The organism is Pseudomonas sp. S2_F03 (assembly GCF_054668335.1).
In genome coordinates this window covers 5,644,661-5,664,523 of sequence record NZ_CP162759.1, presented here as the reverse complement: position 1 = coordinate 5,664,523, position 19,863 = coordinate 5,644,661, and the positions used below count along the sequence as shown (strand labels likewise).

19 protein-coding genes and 3 pseudogenes are annotated in these 19,863 nt (G+C 60.1%); 13 read left to right on the top strand and 9 right to left on the bottom strand.

What is annotated here, in order from left to right; all coding sequences use genetic code 11:
- Positions 1 to 67 precede the first annotated feature (67 nt).
- The 3 genes from AB4N76_RS26565 to AB4N76_RS26555 all read left to right on the top strand — a co-directional run bounded on the left by AB4N76_RS26565 (position 68) and on the right by AB4N76_RS26555 (position 3,743).
- A complete protein-coding gene (locus AB4N76_RS26565; protein WP_046027743.1) occupies positions 68 to 1,684 on the top strand; it encodes an arylsulfatase in 1,617 nt (538 codons plus the stop codon).
- A gap of 68 nt (positions 1,685 to 1,752) precedes the next feature.
- A complete protein-coding gene (locus tag AB4N76_RS26560; protein WP_109784577.1) occupies positions 1,753 to 3,021 on the top strand; it encodes an OmpP1/FadL family transporter in 1,269 nt (422 codons plus the stop codon).
- Between the two features lie 47 nt (positions 3,022 to 3,068).
- Positions 3,069 to 3,743, top strand: a complete 675-nt coding sequence (locus tag AB4N76_RS26555; protein WP_046027745.1) for a DUF3313 domain-containing protein — start codon at positions 3,069 to 3,071, stop codon at positions 3,741 to 3,743.
- Between the two features lie 54 nt (positions 3,744 to 3,797).
- On the opposite strand, the pseudogene ligD reads toward AB4N76_RS26555, so the two are convergent.
- A pseudogene (gene ligD / locus AB4N76_RS26550) lies at positions 3,798 to 6,358 on the bottom strand (DNA ligase D).
- 179 nt (positions 6,359 to 6,537) lie between these two features.
- Here ligD and AB4N76_RS26545 point away from each other — a divergent pair.
- The gene (locus tag AB4N76_RS26545; protein WP_460163766.1) at positions 6,538 to 6,969 is read left to right on the top strand and encodes a cupin domain-containing protein; all 432 of its coding nucleotides are present in this window, start codon (positions 6,538 to 6,540) and stop codon (positions 6,967 to 6,969) included.
- Positions 6,970 to 6,985: 16 nt separating this feature from the next.
- Here the strand turns inward: AB4N76_RS26545 and AB4N76_RS26540 are convergent, their stop codons facing one another.
- Positions 6,986 to 7,711, bottom strand: coding sequence for a tellurite resistance TerB family protein (locus AB4N76_RS26540; protein ID WP_460163765.1), 726 nt, complete (start codon positions 7,709 to 7,711; stop codon positions 6,986 to 6,988).
- 286 nt (positions 7,712 to 7,997) lie between these two features.
- Here AB4N76_RS26540 and pcsA point away from each other — a divergent pair, with 286 nt between their 5' ends.
- Together pcsA and AB4N76_RS26530 are read left to right on the top strand one after the other, a co-directional pair.
- Entirely contained in the window at positions 7,998 to 8,720 is a 723-nt protein-coding gene (pcsA, locus tag AB4N76_RS26535) for a phosphatidylcholine synthase (RefSeq protein WP_077430339.1), read from the top strand.
- A gap of 4 nt (positions 8,721 to 8,724) precedes the next feature.
- Entirely contained in the window at positions 8,725 to 9,111 is a 387-nt protein-coding gene (locus AB4N76_RS26530; RefSeq protein WP_046027892.1) for a DUF488 domain-containing protein, read from the top strand.
- Between the two features lie 132 nt (positions 9,112 to 9,243).
- On the opposite strand, the gene AB4N76_RS26525 is transcribed toward AB4N76_RS26530, so the two are convergent.
- Both AB4N76_RS26525 and AB4N76_RS26520 read right to left on the bottom strand, forming a co-directional pair.
- A complete protein-coding gene (locus AB4N76_RS26525; RefSeq protein ID WP_460163764.1) occupies positions 9,244 to 10,056 on the bottom strand; it encodes a class I SAM-dependent methyltransferase in 813 nt (270 codons plus the stop codon).
- Positions 10,057 to 10,092: 36 nt separating this feature from the next.
- On the bottom strand, positions 10,093 to 10,362 hold the full coding sequence (locus tag AB4N76_RS26520) for a DUF4242 domain-containing protein (RefSeq protein WP_046027751.1): 270 nt from the start codon (positions 10,360 to 10,362) through the stop codon (positions 10,093 to 10,095).
- Between the two features lie 181 nt (positions 10,363 to 10,543).
- Here AB4N76_RS26520 and AB4N76_RS26515 point away from each other — a divergent pair, with 181 nt between their 5' ends.
- The gene (locus AB4N76_RS26515; protein ID WP_460163763.1) at positions 10,544 to 11,584 is read left to right on the top strand and encodes an AraC family transcriptional regulator; all 1,041 of its coding nucleotides are present in this window, start codon (positions 10,544 to 10,546) and stop codon (positions 11,582 to 11,584) included.
- Here the strand turns inward: AB4N76_RS26515 and AB4N76_RS26510 are convergent.
- The 3 genes from AB4N76_RS26510 to AB4N76_RS26500 all read right to left on the bottom strand — a co-directional run bounded on the left by AB4N76_RS26510 (position 11,545) and on the right by AB4N76_RS26500 (position 13,486).
- On the bottom strand, positions 11,545 to 12,753 hold the full coding sequence (locus AB4N76_RS26510) for a cytochrome c biogenesis protein DipZ (RefSeq protein WP_046027753.1): 1,209 nt from the start codon (positions 12,751 to 12,753) through the stop codon (positions 11,545 to 11,547). The two genes, AB4N76_RS26515 and AB4N76_RS26510, sit on opposite strands and share 40 nt — an antisense overlap.
- A 166-nt stretch (positions 12,754 to 12,919) precedes the next feature.
- Positions 12,920 to 13,174, bottom strand: coding sequence for a hypothetical protein (locus AB4N76_RS26505; protein WP_046027754.1), 255 nt, complete (start codon positions 13,172 to 13,174; stop codon positions 12,920 to 12,922).
- Between the two features lie 48 nt (positions 13,175 to 13,222).
- Positions 13,223 to 13,486: a DUF2790 domain-containing protein gene (locus AB4N76_RS26500; RefSeq protein WP_460163762.1), complete on the bottom strand. Its 264-nt coding sequence runs from the start codon at positions 13,484 to 13,486 to the stop codon at positions 13,223 to 13,225.
- Between the two features lie 307 nt (positions 13,487 to 13,793).
- Between AB4N76_RS26500 and AB4N76_RS26495 the strand changes: the two are divergent.
- From AB4N76_RS26495 to AB4N76_RS26470, 6 genes and pseudogenes are all read left to right on the top strand, one after another.
- A pseudogene (locus AB4N76_RS26495) lies at positions 13,794 to 14,519 on the top strand (response regulator); the annotation flags it as partial.
- A gap of 12 nt (positions 14,520 to 14,531) precedes the next feature.
- A pseudogene (locus tag AB4N76_RS26490) lies at positions 14,532 to 15,841 on the top strand (ATP-binding protein).
- A 106-nt stretch (positions 15,842 to 15,947) separates the two neighbouring features.
- Positions 15,948 to 16,580 carry a CDP-alcohol phosphatidyltransferase family protein gene (locus tag AB4N76_RS26485; protein WP_077430342.1) on the top strand — a complete coding sequence of 211 codons (633 nt, stop codon included), beginning with the start codon at positions 15,948 to 15,950 and terminating at the stop codon, positions 16,578 to 16,580.
- Positions 16,567 to 16,740, top strand: a complete 174-nt coding sequence (locus tag AB4N76_RS26480; RefSeq protein WP_460163761.1) for a hypothetical protein — start codon at positions 16,567 to 16,569, stop codon at positions 16,738 to 16,740. The genes AB4N76_RS26485 and AB4N76_RS26480 overlap by 14 nt, the downstream gene beginning before the upstream one ends.
- 5 nt (positions 16,741 to 16,745) lie before the next feature.
- A complete protein-coding gene (locus AB4N76_RS26475) occupies positions 16,746 to 17,165 on the top strand; it encodes a lysophospholipid acyltransferase family protein (protein ID WP_460163760.1) in 420 nt (139 codons plus the stop codon).
- The gene (locus AB4N76_RS26470) at positions 17,162 to 18,109 is read left to right on the top strand and encodes a phosphatidate cytidylyltransferase (protein WP_460163759.1); all 948 of its coding nucleotides are present in this window, start codon (positions 17,162 to 17,164) and stop codon (positions 18,107 to 18,109) included. Before AB4N76_RS26475 ends, AB4N76_RS26470 begins: the two co-directional genes overlap by 4 nt.
- A gap of 139 nt (positions 18,110 to 18,248) precedes the next feature.
- Here AB4N76_RS26470 and AB4N76_RS26465 read toward each other — a convergent pair whose 3' ends face one another.
- The gene (locus AB4N76_RS26465; protein WP_460163758.1) at positions 18,249 to 19,007 is read right to left on the bottom strand and encodes an HvfC family RiPP maturation protein; all 759 of its coding nucleotides are present in this window, start codon (positions 19,005 to 19,007) and stop codon (positions 18,249 to 18,251) included.
- Positions 19,000 to 19,839: an HvfB family MNIO-type RiPP peptide maturase gene (locus AB4N76_RS26460; RefSeq protein ID WP_460163757.1), complete on the bottom strand. Its 840-nt coding sequence runs from the start codon at positions 19,837 to 19,839 to the stop codon at positions 19,000 to 19,002. Before AB4N76_RS26460 ends, AB4N76_RS26465 begins: the two co-directional genes overlap by 8 nt.
- Positions 19,840 to 19,863 lie beyond the last annotated feature (24 nt).

The following is a 19,863-nucleotide window of genomic DNA, read 5'->3' as shown; positions in this document are numbered from 1 at the left end:
AAAGCCATTTTCACTACCGGTCGGGGGACCTGTTTCGACACCCCATTCCCGCAAGCAGGAGTTCCACATGAACCAGACAAAGCTTTCCAGGCTCTTCGCCGCATCGGTGCTGTTGTCTGCAATGGCTCTACCCGGCATCTCCCAGGCAGCAGACAAATCGGCCCCTAATATCCTGGTGATCATGGGCGACGATATCGGCTGGTCGAATATCGGTGTCTACAACCAGGGCATGATGGCCGGCCGCACCCCCAACCTCGACCAGCTCGCGGCCGAAGGCATGCGCTTCACCGATTATTACGCCGAGGCCAGTTGCACGGCCGGGCGCGCCAATTTCATCACCGGTGAACTGCCGATCCGCACCGGGATGACCACGGTCGGCCAGGCCGGCTCGCCTGTCGGCATTCCTGCTGAAGCGGTCACCATTGCCACCGCACTCAAGGCCATGGGTTACGCCACCGGCCAGTTCGGCAAGAATCACTTGGGCGACTTGAACGAGTTCCTGCCGACGGTGCACGGCTTCGACGAATTCTTTGGCTACCTCTATCACCTCGACGCCATGGAAGACCCGGCGCACCCCAACTATCCGCAAGACCTGCTAGCGACTGTCGGCCCACGCAACATGGTCCACAGTTGGGCCACCACCACCGATGACAGCACCGTGATGCCGCGTTGGGGCAAGGTCGGCAAACAGAAAATCGAAGACGCCGGCACGCTGTATCCAGAGCGGATGAAAACCGTCGACGAGGAGATCCGCGACAAGACCTTTACCTTCATCGACAAGGCCAAGCAGGACAACAAACCCTTCTTCGTCTGGCTCAATCCAACTCGCATGCACATCGTTACCCACCTGTCCGATAAATACGAAGCCATGCGCAACTCGGAAAACGGCTGGTCGGAACAGGAAGCCGGCATGGCGCAACTTGACGACGTCGTTGGCGATGTCATGGCCAAGCTGAAAAAAGACGGGCTGGCCGATAACACCATCGTCATTTTCACTACCGACAATGGCGCTGAGAACTTCACTTGGCCGGATGGCGGCACCACCCCGTTTGCCATGGGCAAAGGCACCATTATGGAAGGCGGCTTCCGGGTACCGGCGATTATTCGCTGGCCGGGCAAAGTACCGGCCAACCAGGTCGCCAACGGCATCATGTCGGGCATGGACTGGTTCCCGACCCTGGTCGCGGCAGCGGGTAACCCGAACATCACCGCCGAACTGCTCAAGGGTAAACAACTGGGCGATACCACCTACAAAGTGCACCTCGACGGTTACGACCAGACGCCAATGATTACCGGAAAGGGTCCGTCGAATCGCCACGAAATCTTCTATTTTGGAGAGAGCACCCTCGGTGCAGTGCGCATCGATGACTACAAATATCGTTTCATTGACCAGCCAAGTGCCTGGTTGGGAGCTAAGGTTGCGGTGGACGTGCCGTACCTGACCAACCTGCGGCTCGACCCGTTCGAACGCATGGGCTGGGCGGACAATGGGGCCGCGCAAGGCTCACAACAATACTTTGACTGGTTCAAGTATCAGTTCTGGCGTTTTGTGTTTGTCCAGCAACAGGTCGCCAAACTGGCTGAAACCGCCATCGAGTTCCCGCCGATGCAAAAAGGCGCGAGCTTCAACCTCGACTCGGTCAAGGCCAAGATCGAAGCGGCCCGGGCAGCCATGGCCAAGTAACCAGCAGAATCCAAGGGTGGCTGGCGCCAGCCACCCTTGTTTGAAGGGACATTTCCTGGGGGGAAACCATGCGAACAAGAACAGTTGCTCTACCCACATTCACCCTTCTTGCGCTCTGCTGCCAGCAAGCCTGGGCTGGCGGAATCATGCTCTACGAAATCGGCACCGATAACGCCGGCCTGGCCAACGCCGGTGCCGCTGCGCGCGCTCAAGGCCCCTCGACCATCGCCAGCAATCCGGCGGGTATGAGTTACCTGCCCGGCACGCAAATCACCGCAGGCTTGCAGGTGCTTTATGGCGACTTGAGTTTCGATCGAGACTCCGGCACCAACGTTTCAGGCAGTAACAGTGGCAATGCCCTCGATCCGATTCCCGGCGCCAGCTTCTTTGTCACGCATGAACTCGACGATCACTGGAGCGTCGGTTTCGGCCAGTACGGCGACTTCGGGCTGGCACTCAATTACGACAACGATTGGTCCGGGCGCTACTTCGCACAGAACGTCAGCCTGCTCGGTTTGTCCCTGGTGCCGAGCGTGGCCTACCGCTTCAATGAGCAGTGGTCGGTGGGCGTGGGCATCAAAGCCATGTACGGCATATTGAAGGCAGATACCGCCATTGACCGCTCTCCCTTCGGCTTCACCGACCGCGCAGATGGCCAGTTCAAATACAAGGATGGCACCTGGGGCTATGGCGCCAACGTTGGGGTCATCTACGCACCACAACCCGGTACGCGCATCGGCCTGACCTACACCAGCAAAGTCGATCTGGACTTCGAGGATCGGCTGGATGTGAAAGGCGACGGCCGCCTGCTGGATCGCATCAACAACACCAACACTAAAATCGACACATCAGTGCCGCAGACCGTGACCCTGAGCCTGTACCAGCAACTCGACCGCCAATGGGCCTTGCTGGCCTCGGCCAACTGGCAGGACTGGTCTGAGTTCGGTGAGATCGGGGTGGAGGTCGATACCAGCGCGTTGGGGGCTCAATCGAAAACGGTCGACGCCGGGTTCAAGGACACCTGGCACCTTTCGCTGGGCGCGCAATACCAGGCCACCGAACAATGGTTGTGGAACGTCGGTATGGCCTACGACAGCAGCGCAGTCTCGGACAGCAATCGCTCCGTTATCTTGCCGATGAACGAATCTTGGCGCATTGCCACAGGAGCCACCTATGCTCTGAACAAGGACACCGACGTGAATGTCAGCTGGGCCATGATCTGGCTCGACGACATGCCCGACAACCAGACCAAGGCCGTGTCAGGCGATCGAATTTCCGGTCAATTCGACAAAGCCTGGATTCAAGCCCTGACCGGCAACATGACTTGGCGTTTTTGATGCACTGCAATGAACAACACGACTCAAACCATGGAGTAAACACCACTATGAATCTGTCACGAAACTTGCTCATCGGTGCTGCACTGACCGGCGTCTTGCTTGGCGGTTGTACTTCGAAGGTCACGGAAAAGGAACAATATTCCGGTTACCTGTCGAGCTACAACAACCTGCAGGAAGTCGAAACGCCCAGCGGTGGTACGGCAATGCGTTGGGTGAGCCCATCGTGGAACCCGAATGCGTATGACACCGTGGCGTTCAACAAGCTGGAATTCTACCCGGCGCCGAAACCCAACGAGCGGGTGAATCAGCAGACGCTGGCCGATATTCAGAGCTACATGACCAGCAAAGCCAAAGCCACGCTGGGCACCAAATACCGGGTTGTGACCAACTCGGCGTCAGCACCGGCCGGCTCCAGGACCTTGATCTTGCGCGCGGCGATCACCGGGGTCAGCGCCTCGAACGAAGGCATGAAGTGGTATGAAGTGGTGCCTATCGCTGCCGTTGTCGGGGCGACACAGGCAGCCACCGGTCATCGTGACCAGGACACCGAACTGTATATCGAAGCTGAATTCGTCGATGCCAGAACCAACCAGACCGTGGGCAGAGTCGTGCGCAAGGTCTTTGGTACCACCCTGGAAAACGAAAGCCAGAACGTCACTGCCAAGGATTTTAAAGCGGCCATCGACAAGCTGAACTCCGACCTCCTGCAATTCATCAAGTAACAAAGAGCGCCGGCTGGCGCCCTGTTGAAGGGGCGCCGGCATCCTCACTGCCGATTACTTTTTCATCCCCACCCGTCGCCGCATCTCGGCCGTAATCGTCTGCCGGGTTTTCCTCATGCCCGCCCAAGGCCCCTCACCCACCTCGGCCAGTCGCTCATGCACATTGTGCACGTTCCATTGGTTCCCCCCTTTGAGCTCGGCCACTTCCTCGCGAAAGATTGGCACCGACACCGGTAAACCTTCACGAGTACGCACGGCGTAGGCGCAAATGGTGGTGGCACCCAGACCGTTGCGCAGGTAATCGATGAAGATCCGCCCGACCCGATTCTTCGGCCCCGAGACGGCAGAAAAGCGTTCCGGCAACAGCTTCGCCATGTGGCTGACAATCGCATGGCTGAAGTCCTTCACCTCGTCCCAACCCTGCTTGCGGGTCAGCGGCACCACCAGGTGAATACCCTTGCCGCCGCTGGTTTTGAGGAAGGCCTTGAGCCCCAGTTCATCAAGCACCGCCAGCGTAAGCTGAGTCGCCTCGACCATGCTTTTCCAGGGCAGCGCCGGGTCCGGATCAAGGTCGAGCACGAAACGATCGGGCCGCTCGAGATTATCGGCGGTGGCATTCCAGGTGTGCAGCTCCACGGCACTCATTTGCACGGCGCCAATCAGCGCTTGGGCGTTGTTGATGATCATCACCGGTTGACCGGTGAGTGCCTTGTCCAGCGTGGTGATGCCTGGAATGGCCAGGTGCTCGGCATTTTTCTGGAAAAACAACTCACCAGCGATCCCCTCCGGTGCCCGAACCAGTGCCACGGGCCTGTCCTTGAGCTCGGGCAAAATCCACTGCACAACGCTGGCGTAATACTCGGCCAACTGAACTTTGGTGGTCCCGGTGGTGGCGTCGATCACCCGGTCGGGGTGGGTGATGCGCACCTCGCCCTTGACCAGGCCAGCCTGCGACGGTGCAGGTTGCGCACCGGCGGTTTTTTCTCTGGGGTCTTCACCACGTGGGGACGCTCCTCAGTGATGCCTTTGGCGGGTTTGTCTTCGCGCAGGCCATGGAACACCGCATGGCGCACCGAGCCCTCCTTGGTCATTTCAGCAAACGCCACTTCGGCCAGCAGCGTGGGCTTGAGCCAGTGCACACCCTTGGCCTCGAAACCGCTCGGTGGGTTGACCACCGACGGCTTCTTCGTCTGCCAGGGTTTGAGCTGTTCGAAGATGCGCTTGAGCGTCGTCTCGTTGAATCCGGTGCCAACCTTCCCGGCGTAACGCAATTGAGCGCTGTCACGGTCGTGCAACCCGAGCAATAAGGCACCGAATGCATGACGCGACCCTTTCGGATCGGTGTAGCCGACCACCACGAATTCCTGCCGATGTTTGCACTTGAGCTTTATCCAGTCGCTGCTGCGTCGTGACACATAAGGTGAGCCCATGCGCTTGCCGATCAACCCTTCCATCTGCATTTGGCAGGCGCTGTTGAGCAAGGCGTCTGGTGCTTCAGCGAAAGAATCCGAGAAGCGCAGCAGCGGGTCATGATTGAGTTTGAGCACGGTCGACAGCGCCACCCTGCGTTCTTCGACCGGCACCTCGCGCAGGTCCACGCCGTTGAGATAAGGCAGGTCGAACAAGTAGTACACGATGTTGGCGCTGGCACCGGCGTCGAAGGCATTTTGCAGCGCCTGAAAGTCCGGTACGCCCTGCTCGTTGGCCACCACCATTTCACCGTCAAGCCAGGCCGATTCGAGGCCCAATGCCGCCAATGCTTCGGCCTGTCTGGGCAGTTTGTGGGTCCAGTCGTGACCGTTACGGGTGAAGAGCCTGACGTCGCTGTGGTCGATGCGGGCCATGATCCGGTAACCGTCGAACTTGATCTCGTAAAGCCACTGACCGTCCGGAGCCTTCTCCACCAACGTGGCCAGTTCGGGTTTGAGCTGCTCTGGCAGTTTGGCTTTGCGAGCGCCGGTGAGTGGCGCCGATGCCTCTTTAGTCGCCACTTTGCGTGCCGGTTGCCTGACGGGTTTGGGTTTAACCGTCGACTTCGATTGTTTGGCCAGGAGGGTCCGATCACTGAGCACGCTGTCGGGCTCGGCGGTGACCACGTCGTAATCGCTCTCGGGCTTGGCCGAGCTGTCCTGATGCTTGATCAGAAACCATTGCTCCTGTTTGCCCGGCATGTGCGTGCGCACCAGGTTCCATAGACCGCCAAGCTTCTCGCCTTGCAGTTCGAACTTGAGCTTGCCCTTGGCGTAGGCCTTGACTGGATCCTCCTGCGGAATCCACACACCGCGGTCCCACACGATCACATCGCCCGCGCCGTAATGCCCTTCGGGAATGCTGCCCTCAAACGTCGCGTAATCGAGCGGATGGTCTTCGACGTGAACCGCCAGACGCTTGACCTTGGGGTCCAGGGACGGGCCTTTAGACACCGCCCAGCTTTTCAGCGCCCCCTCAAGTTCCAGCCGAAAGTCGTAATGCAGGCGTGAGGCGTCGTGCTTCTGAATGCAGAACTGCAACGCGTGGTCTTTCGCGTTTTTTTTGGCCAGGCGTTTGGTCGCGACGGGCTCTGAGGTCGCCGAAAAATCGCGCAAGCGGTTGTAGTCATCCAGGGTCTTGTTCATGGCATACCTGCTGCCGATGCCGCCGTCATGAAGGCGTCTCTAATCAGCAGAGCAACCGGGCCAGATAAAAATTCCATCGGCATTCAAACCACCCGGACAAACGGGCCTCAGGCGCGGCACCCGACGGCTCGCGGGTGAATATACTCAGCCAGTGCGGATTCATCCTGCGGAGAGCAATCATGCGAACGGTTCACATCATCGAGCAAGCCCAAACGCCGACACCGGTGAATGTCGTCGGCGAGGCGATCACGATTCTCGCCGGCGGCGATCTGAGCAAGCCCTTTGAAATGCACATTCAGGAAGGCGTGCAAGGTGGCGGGCCGCCGCCGCACTTTCATCCGTGGGATGAAGCGTTCTATGTGGTCGACGGCGAGGTCGAAGTGACGGTAGCGGGCACGTCCACCACGGTGTCAGCCGGGGGCTACGTGCATATTCCCGGTGGGGCGATCCATGCTTACAAGAACCTCAGCCCGACCGCGAAAATGATTGGTGTGGTCTCCGATCCAAGGGGCGGGCAGTTCTTTGCGGCGGTGGATCGGCTGCGGGTGCCGGAGGATTTGCCGCGGATCCCTGAGATCGCCGCGGCGCATGGCGTTACGTTTCTGCTGTAGCGTCCGTTACAGCCGCTCAGGCCGCGCCTCCCTTGGCCTGCTGCTCCAGATGCACTTGCAGTTCAGGATCAATCTCCAGCGCCGCTGCCAATTCGTCGAGATAGGTCCGCTCGGCGTCCCCCTGATCGTTCACCAGCATCACGCTCGCCAGGTACATTTCCGCCGCAATCGCCGGGTCCGTTGCCGACACCGCCACATCGACGGCATCCAGCTGCCGGGCCACCTCTTCATTCAGCCATTGCTGAAGGTCTGGGTCATCGGTGTGCTTGCCGATTTCAGCGCTGATTAGCTGCTTCTCGGCCGCATCAATGCGGCCATCGGCCTTCGCCGCCGCAATCAATGCACGCAGCACGGCATGACTGTGGTCTTCGATTTCCGGACCCGACAATAGATCAGCCGTGCGCGGTGGCTGTTGGGGTGCCGAAGCCTGACTGCGCTGCCAGCTCTGATACGCCTGGAATGCCATCATCCCCAGCGATGCCAGTGCTGCATAATTGGTGCCGCCACCGGAGCGACTCTGGGTCGAACCACCCGTCGCTGAACCACCGCCGAGCAAACCGCCGAGCAATCCACCCAGGCCGCCACCGCCACTGCTTGAACCGCCCCCTCCGCCCACCAGGCCACCCAGCAAGCCACCGAGTCCGCCCAGCGGATCTTGAGACGACGCGCCACCGCCGCCCTGTTGACCCATCGAGCCCTGGCCGGCCCGCAGCAATTGTTCGAGCAGATCGCTGGTGTTCATGACGCTGTCCTCTTCAAGAGAAGTTGATCCGGTCAGGCAACGATAGTCCTCACCGACAAATGCGCCACGACCATTGGGCTGCTGAAATCAGACGGTGCGCCAGCGTCGGCGTTTCCTCGAACGCCCGGCGTTTATCCGGGGTATTTTCTTGCCATGCAGCTAAGATTTACAGACGCTGAACCTTATCCCCGGATTCCCGGTCGATACCTGCAACCGACCCGGTTTGCCGACACCCCCACTTGAAGGGGTGATAACAGGCTTGCTTCATTTTCTGGAGAACGCCCCCGTGATTTCGACCGTACACATTGCCAGGCTCAAAGCTTGGGGCGCCCATGGTTTTACCGCCACCGGCGTGGTGACTGCCTTCCTCGCCACCCTGGCATTGCTGGATAACCAGCCGACCCAGTGCCTGCTATGGCTGGGCGTCGCGCTGATCGTCGACGGGCTGGATGGCGCGCTGGCGCGCAAGGTCAATGTGCAATCGGTGCTGCCCAGTTTCGATGGCTCGATTCTGGACCTGGTGATCGACTACCTGACCTATGTGTTTATCCCGGCGCTGTTCATCTATCGCTACATCCCGCTGCCGGACTACACGCTGCTGCTGAGCGTGTCGCTGATTCTGGTGTCGTCGCTGTTCTGCTTCTGCAACGTCAACATGAAGAGCAAAGACAACTACTTCCAGGGCTTTCCGGCCGCGTGGAATGTGGTTGCGCTGTGCCTGTACATCATCGCGCCGACGCCATGGATCACCTTGCTCACCGTCATTGGCCTGGCCTTGTTGACCGTGACGCGGATGAAGTTCCTGCACCCGTTTCGCGTGCGCAAGTTCATGCCGATCAACATTGCGGTGACGGCCATTTGGCTGCTGTGCAGTTTGTCGCTGGTGATCAACCATCCCGTCATCAATCCGATGGTGATGGGGCTTTGGTTGCTGATGTCGGCGTATTTCCTGGGGATCTGCCTCTGGCGCACGGCGCTGGAGTGGCATGACGGCTCGCGGCACCCGTAACGCCATGGCCATTCATATCGTCCGCCTCGGCTCGCCGCGCTCCCCTGATGAAGGCTTGCGCCTGGGCACCGTGCGCCGTCCACCCCGTGGCGTACCGAAGGCCGAGTTTGCCCGCCGTGATTTTTACGACGTGTGGCAGCCGCTGCTGTCGCCGAGTGCCGAATTGGTGGCTGAAGCCAAAGCGGCCACGGACGACAAGGCCTGGGAGGCCTTCAGACGCAAGTTCAAGGCAGAAATGAACCAACCCGCGCCAAGCCAGTTACTGGACCTGTTGGCCGCCCTCTCCCATCACACTTCGCTGGCTGTGGGTTGTTATTGCGAGGATGAGGCGCACTGTCACCGCTCGGTGTTGCGCGAACTGCTGGCGGCCCGAGGCGCCAGCATCGTGTAACCTCCAAAGCATACAAAATCCCCTGTAGGAGCTGAGCTTGCTCGCGATGGCGGTGTGTCAGACAGCATAAATATCGATCGATACGCCGCCATCGCGAGCAAGCTCGGCTCCTACAGTCAGATCTATGCAGGTTCAGCGCCTGGTGATGACCACCTCAAGGTATTCACTCGGCACCCCCAGCGACTTCTCCCCCGCCCGGTTCATCCGGTTCAACAGCTCGGTCAGGTCCTGTTCAAAGGCCTCGGCGCCCTCGGGAGGCAGCACGGCGAAGGCTTTATGGATCGGCCCGTACCAGTTGCGGAAGACGTCGATGAAGTGCGCCGGCGAGCGATAGCGGAAATTGAAGGCACGACGCGTCACCTGGACCAGGAAGTCGTGTTCATCAAAGTGTGAATGCAGCCAGGCCTCGGTGCCCCAGTTGGACGGCGGTTGTGCCCCCAGCGGTGGCGGCAGGTGCTGGCCCAGGGTCTTGAACACCTGGCCGACAAAACCTTCCGGCGTCCAGTTGGCCAGGCCGATCCGGCCACCGGGGCGGCAGACTCGCGCCAGTTCTGCGGCCGCTTTGGGTTGGTCCGGCGTAAACATCACGCCGAACGTCGACAGCACGGCATCGAAGCTCGCGTCCTCGAACGGCAGCGCCTCGGCGTCGGCCACCTGGAAGGTCACTGGCAAACGCTCGGCCCTGGCCCGTTCTTCGCCACGCTCCAGCAACGCGCCGACGTAATCGGTCGAGGTGACAGCGCAGCCTCGGCGTGCGGCGGCGAGTGTTGCATTGCCGTTACCGGCGGCCACGTCCAGCACCCGCTCGTCACAGAGCAGGTCGCAGGCTTCGGCAAGTTGTTCACCGACAATCTGCAAAGTGGTCCCGATAACGGTGTAGTCGCCACTGGCCCAAGAGGCCATCTGACGGTTTTTCAGGGCAGTTAGATCAATCGGTGTACTCATGAAGTCTGCTCCGTATGGATGGCAACCGACCGCGGCCTATTCCGCCGTGGTGGGATCGATGATGCTTGCCACTTGGGAAATACGACTGGCCGGGAAACCACTACGGGTCGCGTGTTCTTTGATGAGTGCTTCGCTGGGTGAGATGTACACGCAGTAGAGCTTGTCACCGGTGACATAACTCTGAAGCCACTGCACCTCTGGCAATTCGCGCAACACGCTGCAGGACTTTAGCGCGGCGGCTTTCAAATCCCGTTCTGACAGTGTTCCAGCGCCCGGGATATCGCGTTCTATGACGAACTTCGGCATGGCAACCTCTCATTCTTGTTATTGATGACAGGGTCGGTAGTGAACCTGTAGGCAAACTATCGCCCCGGCGCACGCCCGCGTCCTGCCCGATCGTCGGCCAACCTTGTCCGATCGTCCGGAGGTTTGGCGCAGCGCGGTGACAGGCTCACAATCAACACCATTCGTACACGGGGAAACCTCCATGGACGCCCTCTCCCAAACCTTGCGTGTCGTGCGCCTGGTCGGCGCGATTTTTATCAATGCCCGGTTCACCGCGCCCTGGTGCTATCAGTCGCCGAGCGCCGACACGGCGGCACCGTTTCTGGAACCCGGTGCCGAGCGCGTGGTGATTTTCCACCTGATCACCGAAGGCGAGTGTTACGTCGAACTCGGTGATGATCCGCCGCTGCTGCTGTCGGCTGGCGATGTGGTGGTGTTTCCGCAGGGGCATGCCCATCGCATGAGCTCTAAACCCGGACTGCCGCCCGCCACGGGTGCGCGGCTGGACGTCGTGCTGGCGCGGCGTCCACGGCAATTGAGTTACGGCGGGGGCGGCGCGGTCACGCGGTTGGTGTGCGGCTATCTGGCGTGCGATACGCGGTTGGCAGGCATGTTGCTGACGGGCCTGCCAGCGGTGGTCCGGGTCAACGTGCGCGGCTCGAATGCCGGGATCTGGCTGGAGTCTTCAGTGCGTTATGCGCTGGCCGAAGCCCGCTCGCCCAGGCCTGGCGGCGAAGGCGTGCTGGCCAAACTGGCCGAGGTGTTGTTCATCGAAGTGCTGCGCCTGTACATGCAAGAACAGGGCGAAGGGCAAACCGGGTGGCTGGCGGGTGTCGGCGACCGGATTGTCGGCGCCGCGTTGAATGCCCTGCACAAAAAGCCCTGTCACGCCTGGACCGTGGATGAACTGGCGCGCACGGCCGGGACGTCAAGATCGGTATTGGCCGAGCGCTTTCAGCAATTGGTGGGGAGCTCGCCCATGCAGTACCTGACGCAATGGCGGATGTTGCTGGCGGCCAACCTGTTACGCAGCAGTAACAGCTCATTGATACGCATCGCCGAAGAGGTGGGTTACCAGACCGATACGGCGTTCAGCCGGGCCTTTCGCCGCGAGTTCGGTACGCCACCCGCTGCGTGGCGGCGTAATCAGGAGAAAAATCAATGGCCCACGGCGCGGAGCCTGTGGGCCATTGATTTGGAGGATTACGCCGCAGGCGCTTTGGCTTCTTCCAGCAGTTGTTGAATCATCTTCTCCTGCGTCTCGTAGCTGCCTTCACCGAAGTGGGTGTAACGCACCTGACCCTTGGCGTCGATCAGGTAATGCGCCGGCCAGTATTGGTTATCGAATGCACGCCAGATCGTGTAGTTGTTGTCGATCGCCACCGGGTAGGTGATGCCGAGTTTTTTCACCTGATCCTTGACGTTGTCGATGATGCGCTCGAAACCGTATTCCGGAGTGTGCACGCCAATCACTACCAGGCCTTCCTTCTCGTATTTCTTTGCCCAGTCCTTCACATACGGCAGCGTGTGCTGGCAGTTGATGCAGTCGAAGGTCCAGAAATCCACCAGTACCACTTTGCCTTTCAGCGATTCGCGGGTCAGGGCCGGTGAGTTGATCCATTCGACGGCGCCGTTCAGTGAGGGCATCGCGCCTTGGGCGTTGTCCATCGGGTCGGCTTTGACTTTGCTGACAAAGTAATCGACGACCTTCGGCACGTTTTCCAGCACACCTTTCTCCAGGCTGCTGACGCCTTCGGACGATGTACCGGCCAGCAGGGTTTTGTCCGCGCCGGTGGAAATCACCGCGGCGGCAGCCAGCACCGCGACACCGGCACCACGACGCAGCCATCCAGTGACCGGGATCGACGCTTTCAAGCGATTGACCAGGCCGCGACCGGCGAAAATCAATACCCCCAGCGACAACGCACTGCCCAGGCCGTATGCCACCAGCAACAGGCTGGTTTGCGCATTGGCGCCTTGCAGCATGGCGCCGGTGAGGATGACCCCGAGGATCGGCCCGGCGCAGGGTGCCCACAGCAGGCCGGTGGCCACACCGATCATGACCGAACTCAACGGGCCGGAGATTTTGCGCGAATCCGGATCCAGACGGTTGCCCAACGCCACAAACGGACGGGCCAGCCAGTCTCCGACCCGGGCAGAGATCAACGACAAGGCAAACAGCCCCATCACGATCAGGGCCACATGGCGACCGGTGTTGTTGGCCTGCACCACCCACTCGCTGCTGACCACGGCCAGGCTGGAAATCAGGGCGAAGGTCAGGACCATGCCGCCGAGGGTCAGCAGAATGGAGGAACGTGTACGTTTGACCCCGGCAAACAGGAACGGTACGACCGGCAGGATGCAAGGACTGAGGACGGTCAATATGCCGCCCAGGAAAGCGATGAGGAACATGAGTTCACCTTTGAAATAAAGAGCGCGGCACACTGAAAATCCCTGTGAGCGAGCTTGCTCGCGATGAGGTCAGTACACCCAACATGGATGTCGACTGACACTCAGCCATCGCGAGCAAGCTCGCTCCCACAGTGGGTGGTGGTGGTTGGATAAGTTGTGTCTGGCATCAGGCAGTCTGGCTATGCAGTTGCTGCCCCTGTGGCGTCCGGCTACCGCCGTTCTCTGCCACCATCTGCCCCTGCGGCGTCCGGCTATAACCGTCCTCGGCCAGAAATGCGGTGGAATCCTTGTGCGCCACTGGCGTTAGCTGGAAGCAGGTGGCGCTGCCACAGCTGCTTTGTTCCACAGCGGCGTTGGCATGGGCGGCGGCGCCGGCGACGGTGAAGGCAATGGCGGTCAAATAGCGGCTTACGTTGTTCATGAGGGTGTTCCTGTTTCAAAGGGAGTGGGCAATGGGTGATCGCAGGACTCAGTTGTCCGAGTTGCAGTTGTCAGCCACTTTGCGGTAGTCCAGAACCTGGGTTTTGTTCTGCGAATCCAGGTAGGTCAGTTGCGCATCCACCACCCCGCAGGTAGCGGCCGGGTCTTGTGTCAGCGAGACGACTTTCTTGATGTCCAGATGAGTACCGTAGGTGTAGGTTCTCGGTGTAACGTCAGCTTCGGCACGGGCCGACAAGGTGCAGATGTTCAGGGCGGCAAACAGGCATGCGGCGTAGAGGGTTTTCGTGTTCATGGCGATGTCCTCAAGGCTTCAATGGGTAGGTCGTTCGATTGAGCCGAGGCGGTCTGGTGTGCCTCGATGGAACCTATTAGAAGCCTGCGAGGTATCTGGCCTGTGTCGAAAACAGGCGCGTATAAATCGGTACGTATCAAAGCCGCCCTGCGATACACAGCGATACAAACCCCCTGGAAACAGCTGTTTTTGCGTTCATGTGTATCCGCCGCCCTGCCAGATACACTGCAATACAAAGCGCGGAAGGCGAGCGGGCCAAGGCTCGATAGACTGGGCAGCATTCCCCTACTGACAGAGGCAAGGCCCCATGGAACACGTCGATCACATTCTCATCGTCGACGATGACCGCGAGATCCGGGAGCTGGTAGGCAACTACCTGAAGAAGAACGGCCTGCGCACCACCGTGGTCGCCGACGGGCGCCAAATGCGCGCCTTCCTGGAAACCACGCCGGTGGACCTGATCGTGCTCGACATCATGATGCCCGGCGACGACGGCCTGATGCTCTGCCGTGAATTGCGCGCCGGCAAACACAAGGCCACGCCGGTGTTGATGCTCACCGCGCGCAACGACGAAACCGACCGCATCATCGGCCTGGAAATGGGCGCCGACGATTACCTGGTCAAACCCTTCGCCGCCCGCGAGTTGCTCGCCCGCATCAATGCCGTGCTGCGCCGCACGCGCATGCTGCCGCCGAACCTGGTAGTGACCGAGAGCGGTCGCCTGCTGGCGTTCGGTCGTTGGCGCCTGGACACCTCGGCCCGGCACCTGCTGGACGAAGACGGCACCATGGTGGCGCTGAGCGGTGCCGAATATCGCCTGCTGCGAGTGTTTCTCGATCACCCGCAGCGGGTGCTCAATCGCGATCAACTGCTGAACCTGACCCAGGGCCGCGACGCCGACCTGTTTGACCGCTCCATCGACTTGCTGGTCAGCCGCTTGCGCCAGCGTCTGCTGGACGATGCCCGCGAACCGGCCTACATCAAAACCGTGCGCAGCGAGGGCTATGTGTTTTCGCTGGCGGTGGAAGTACTCGGGGGCGCCCTCATGAACGTCACGATTCGTTGGCCGCGCACCCTCGCCTCACGCCTGTCGTTGATCTTCCTGATTGGCTTGATCCTGGCGCAAGCGCTGTCCTTCGGCGCGCAGTACTACGAGCGTTACGAAACCGCGAAAAACACCATGCTCGGTAACCTGGAGACCGATGTCTCGACGTCCATCGCCATCCTCGACCGCTTGCCCGCCGCGGAACGGGCAAGCTGGTTGCAACAACTGGATCGGCGCAATTACCGCTATTTGCTGGACGAAGGTTCGCCGGGTACGGCCATGAGTGACACGCCGATTGCCGTGACCTCGATCAAGGACGCCATCGGCAAGGACTACCCGATGACCGTGACCGACATTCCCGGCCCGATCAAACACTTCCAGGTTCATCTGAAACTGGCCGATGGCAGCCCGGTCACCATCGACGTACGCCCATCGATGGTGCCGCTATCGCCGTGGCTGCCGTTCGTCCTGCTCGGCCAATTGGCGTTGATGATTGCCTGCACCTGGCTGGCCGTCAGAATCGCCATCCGCCCCTCACGCGCCTCGCGCAAGCCGTGGACACCCTGGACCCGAACGCCCACCCCGTGCACCTGGACGAAAAAGGCCCGACCGAAGTTGCCCACGCCGCGAAGGCGTTCAATGCCATGCAGGCGCGCATCGCCGCGTACCTCAAAGAACGCATGCAACTGCTGGCAGCCATTTCCCACGACCTGCAAACCCCGATCACCCGCATGAAACTGCGCGCCGAATTCATGGACGACTCCAGCGAGAAAGACAAACTGTGGAACGACCTCGGCGAGATGGAGCATCTGGTACGCGAAGGCGTGGCGTATGCCCGCAGCGTCCATGGTGCCACCGAAGAAAGCCGTCGCACCGACCTGGACTCGTTCCTCGACAGCCTGGTGTTCGACTATCAGGACATGGGCAAAGACGTATCGCTGGAAGGCAAAAGTGCCACGGTGATCGACACCCGTCCCCATGCGTTACGTCGAGTGTTGGTGAACCTCACCGACAACGCGCTGAAGTTCGCCGGAGCCGCCGAACTCTGGGTTGAAAGCAAAAACGGCAACCTGTCGGTGAAAGTCATGGATCGCGGGCCGGGCATCTCCGAGGAAGAACTGGCGCACGTGATGGAACCGTTCTACCGCGTCGAAAACTCGCGTAACCGCAGCACCGGCGGGACCGGGCTGGGCCTGGCGATTGCGCAGCAATTGGCGATCGCCATCGGTGGCTCGTTGACGCTGAGCAATCGCGAGGGGGGTGGGTTGTGTGCGGAGCTGAAATTGACGGCTCGACCTGTCAGTCAGTAAAAAAACGCAAGGGCCAGGGAAAGCCTTTATATTGTCGGACGCTGCCGGTCGGCTCGTCCCTGCGGCGCAACTGGCAACGCCTCATCACTAATATGGACATTGGCAAATGGATGACAACAGAAGGCCCATCAAGACGCGCTCGGCGGGTTGGGCGAAACGTATCACCGACCGGCTGGTGAAACGCGACATTTCCCCCAATCAGATTTCCGTCGCCAGCATCGCCTTCGCACTCGCCGGGGCGCTGGCGCTAAATATTGATAACGGCCTCATTGGTTCACTCCTCTGCGCCGTCGGCATTCAACTACGCCTGCTGTGCAATCTGTTCGACGGCATGGTGGCCATCGAAGGTGGCAAGAAGTCCGACATCGGCAGCCTCTACAACGAATTCCCCGACCGTATTGCCGACAGCCTGCTGATCATCGGGCTCGGGTATGCCATCGGGCACGTCGACCTCGGATGGTTCGCGGCGTTGGCCGCGGCGCTGACAGCGTATGTTCGCGTCTTTGGCGGTTCGCTGGGCCTCAAGCAGACGTTCATGGGCCCCATGGCCAAGCAGCATCGAATGGCGGTGATGACCGCCGGGCTGTTGCTCAATGCAGTCGAAACAACGGTGTATGGCACTCACTACGTGCTGTTGATCGCGCTGCTGATCATTGCTGTCGGATCCGCCGCAACCTGCGTCACGCGAACCTTGGCCATTTCGCGTCAGCTAAAGGGGAATCTCCATGTGGATCAGTAATGCGCTGATTTCCGTACTGCGTTTCCTGATCGGTGTTACGGCCCGCTGGGAAAGCCCGCCCGACCTGACCCGCCAGCGTATCTATTTTGCCAATCACACCAGCCACATGGACACGCTGGCAATTATTGCCGCCCTGCCCCTGAAGCCCGGGTCAATGTGAAACCGGTGGCCGCCGCCGACTACTGGGGCAAGAACCGTTTCCTGCGCTACATCTCGCAGAAAGGCTTGAATGCCGTGTTGATTGAGCGCAACCCGACACCCGGCACCAACGTGCTTGAGCCTATTTTCGATGTGGTGCGGTCCGGACATTCGATCATCATCTTTCCGGAAGGCACGCGTTCCAGCCAGGCATTACCGGGAGAGTTCAAATCCGGCCTGTACCGGCTCGCCGAGGCGTTCCCCGAGGTTGATCTGGTGCCCATCTACCTGGAAAACCTGCACCGCTCCATGCCCAAAGGCAAACACGTGCCGTTGCCCATCATCTGCACGATCCGTATCGGCGACCCGATGCAACGGGTTGCCGATGAGGAAAAACAGGTGTTTCTGCAACGGGCGCGTGACGCCATCGTGAGGTTGTCGGCATGACGCTTGAACAAAAATTCTTGTGGTTCTTTGGCGCCATCGCCTGCTTGCTGGCGGTGGCTTCGATCATCGGCCACGTGCTGGCCAAGCGGGCGAAAACCGAGGGCTCGATCTCGACCATCGAAAACCTCAATCAGCGAGTGAATGCCTGGTGGGGGATGGTGATCATATTCTTCGTCTCCTACCTGCTGGGCGGGAATGCGACGGTCATCCTGTTCGGCTTCATCTCACTGTTTGCGCTCAGGGAGTTCATTACCCTGACGCCGACACGCCCCGGCGACCATAACGCACTGTTTTCAGCGTTTTTCATTTTGATCCCGCTGCAATACGTGCTGATCGGTACGCACTGGTATTCGCTGTTCACACTGCTGATTCCGGTGTACGCCTTCCTGCTGCTGCCGGCGATTGCAGTGCTGAGTCAGGACACCGACAGCTTTCTGGAGCGTGCCGCCAAGATCCAGTGGGGGGTGATGATTTGCATCTACTGCATCAGCCACGCGCCGGCCCTGTTGCTGCTGGATCTGGAAGGCTTCAAAGGACAGAACGCATTGCTGCTGTTCTATCTCGTGTTTGTCGTTCAGTTGAGTGACGTGTTGCAGTACGTGTTCGGCAAGCTCTTTGGCAAACACAAGGTCGCGCCGCTGGTGAGTCCATCGAAAACCGTGGAAGGACTGGTGGGTGGCGGCTTATCGGCAACGCTGATCGGTGGCTGCATGTTCTGGATGACGCCTTTCAGTTTCTGGCAGTCGCTGCTGATGTCGTTGGTGATTGTGGTGATGGGGTTTCTGGGTGGGCTGGTCATGTCGGCGATCAAACGCAGCCTCAGTGCAAAAGACTGGGGGACCATGATCAAAGGGCATGGCGGCATGCTGGACCGGATGGATTCAATCTGTTTTGCGGCGCCGATCTTCTTTCACCTGACGCGTTATTTCTTCTCCGTGACGTAGACATCCAGGCCCCCCTGTGGGAGCGAGCTTGCTCGCGATGACGGTGTATCAGGCAACATCGATGTTGGATGTACCGACGCCATCGCGAGCAAGCTCGCTCCCACAGGGGTTTTAGGGTGTCTGTTGGGGGTGTGGTGGATCAGGCTGTTACGCCAACCACCCCTTCCCCATGCATCTGCCGCAGCAACGCCGCGCCGCTCTCGATAAACTCCGCCGATCCGCTCGCCCCGGCCTCGACCGCCAATGCTTCCAACTGAGCACGCCCCTCCAGCTCGGGTAACTGCTCGATCCGTTGCAGTAACCGCCACGCCAACGGGCTCAGCTCGGAAAACTTCACGCTCCAGTCCTCGGCCCGGCGCACCAGCAGCAACGTTGGCAGAGCCGGTGGCGTTTCAGGTTGGAAATCCGGCCCCACCAATTGCACCGGCCAGGCATACGCCACCGGCCACGCCAGGGACGAAACCTGCAACGACCGCTCCAGGATCAGCGCCACATCACTCGGCGGCAAGGGCTCGGCATCAGACTGCTGCAATGCCATCTCGACCCACTCGTAATGCGCCAGCTCGACCATGAACGGCGGCCATGCCCCCTCGTTCAATGCTGGCGGTTGAGCGGCAATAAACTCGACAAACTCCTGGGCGATCTCGCCGAATTTCGGCGTACGCGCGCGGTAGTCCCGCAGGAATATCCGTACCAGTGCGCGCCACTGCTCATCACCGAGAATTTTGATCAGCACTGGAAATGTCCCGCTGAGCAACGTCGACAGGTTGGCGAAAATCAGGTCGCGATACACCTGGGCTCGTGCGGCATTCATTTCGCCGGGTGGTGCGCAGTGATCAGGATTGCGCAAGTAGCGACCCAGGGTGGTTTGTTGTTCGAACAGGCTCGGCTTATCCATGGTGAATCCCCTCGGTTTGCAAGCGGCGAATGGTCTGCAACTCCGCGACCAATTCAGAGAATGCCGGGAAGTTGAAATCCCGCTCCAGCAGTGTCGGTTGCGCGCCGAATCGGCCATACGCCTGCGCCAGCAACCACCAGACCGCCGGTTTCACCGAGGCTCCGTGGGTGTCGATTTTCAAAGTGTCGGACTCATCGAAGTGCCCGGCCACGTGCATGGCCACCACCCGGCCTGAATCGATGCTGGCCAGAAACGAATGCGGATCAAATCCGTGATTGATCGAGTTGACGTACACGTTGTTGACGTCCAGCAGCAGGTCGCAATCGGCCTCGCGCAGCACCGCGTTGGTGAATGCCACTTCGTCCATGTCCTGCTGTGGCGCGGCGTAGTAGGAAACGTTTTCCACCGCCAGGCGCCGGCCAAGAATGTCCTGAGCCTGGCGAATCCGCGCCGCCACGTGATGCACGGCTTCTTCGGTAAAGGGCAGCGGCAGCAAGTCGTAAAGGTGACCGTCATCGCTGCAATAGCTCAGGTGTTCGCTGTACAGCGGCACGTTGTATTGATCGAGGAACACCCGCACTTCCTGCAGGAACCCGACATCCAGTGGCGCCGGGCCACCCAATGACAGGGACAAGCCGTGACAAGACAACGGAAATCGCTCGGCCAGGGTGCGAAATGCATGGCCATGGGCACCGCCGATGCCAATCCAGTTTTCCGGCGCGACTTCAAGGAAGTCGAAATCGCCGACGCGGGCGGCTTGAAGGTCTTTCATCAGGCCGCGACGCAGGCCAAGCCCGACGGTGGCCTTGGTTGATGTGGATGAGGTCTGCATGGTGTCGATCTCAATGATTGCCGA

Bases quoted from the DNA above. Each gene is read 5' to 3' on its own strand.
- AB4N76_RS26565 (WP_046027743.1), top strand. From the start codon at position 68: ATGAACCAGACAAAGCTTTCCAGGCTCTTCGCCGCATCGGTGCTGTTG.
- AB4N76_RS26560 (WP_109784577.1), top strand. From the start codon at position 1,753: ATGCGAACAAGAACAGTTGCTCTACCCACATTCACCCTTCTTGCGCTC.
- AB4N76_RS26555 (WP_046027745.1), top strand. From the start codon at position 3,069: ATGAATCTGTCACGAAACTTGCTCATCGGTGCTGCACTGACCGGCGTC.
- AB4N76_RS26545 (WP_460163766.1), top strand. From the start codon at position 6,538: ATGCGAACGGTTCACATCATCGAGCAAGCCCAAACGCCGACACCGGTG.
- AB4N76_RS26540 (WP_460163765.1), bottom strand. From the start codon at position 7,711: ATGAACACCAGCGATCTGCTCGAACAATTGCTGCGGGCCGGCCAGGGC.
- AB4N76_RS26530 (WP_046027892.1), top strand. From the start codon at position 8,725: ATGGCCATTCATATCGTCCGCCTCGGCTCGCCGCGCTCCCCTGATGAA.
- AB4N76_RS26525 (WP_460163764.1), bottom strand. From the start codon at position 10,056: ATGAGTACACCGATTGATCTAACTGCCCTGAAAAACCGTCAGATGGCC.
- AB4N76_RS26520 (WP_046027751.1), bottom strand. From the start codon at position 10,362: ATGCCGAAGTTCGTCATAGAACGCGATATCCCGGGCGCTGGAACACTG.
- AB4N76_RS26515 (WP_460163763.1), top strand. From the start codon at position 10,544: ATGGACGCCCTCTCCCAAACCTTGCGTGTCGTGCGCCTGGTCGGCGCG.
- AB4N76_RS26510 (WP_046027753.1), bottom strand. From the start codon at position 12,753: ATGTTCCTCATCGCTTTCCTGGGCGGCATATTGACCGTCCTCAGTCCT.
- AB4N76_RS26505 (WP_046027754.1), bottom strand. From the start codon at position 13,174: ATGAACAACGTAAGCCGCTATTTGACCGCCATTGCCTTCACCGTCGCC.
- AB4N76_RS26500 (WP_460163762.1), bottom strand. From the start codon at position 13,486: ATGAACACGAAAACCCTCTACGCCGCATGCCTGTTTGCCGCCCTGAAC.
- AB4N76_RS26485 (WP_077430342.1), top strand. From the start codon at position 15,948: ATGGATGACAACAGAAGGCCCATCAAGACGCGCTCGGCGGGTTGGGCG.
- AB4N76_RS26480 (WP_460163761.1), top strand. From the start codon at position 16,567: ATGTGGATCAGTAATGCGCTGATTTCCGTACTGCGTTTCCTGATCGGT.
- AB4N76_RS26470 (WP_460163759.1), top strand. From the start codon at position 17,162: ATGACGCTTGAACAAAAATTCTTGTGGTTCTTTGGCGCCATCGCCTGC.
- AB4N76_RS26465 (WP_460163758.1), bottom strand. From the start codon at position 19,007: ATGGATAAGCCGAGCCTGTTCGAACAACAAACCACCCTGGGTCGCTAC.
- AB4N76_RS26460 (WP_460163757.1), bottom strand. From the start codon at position 19,839: ATGCAGACCTCATCCACATCAACCAAGGCCACCGTCGGGCTTGGCCTG.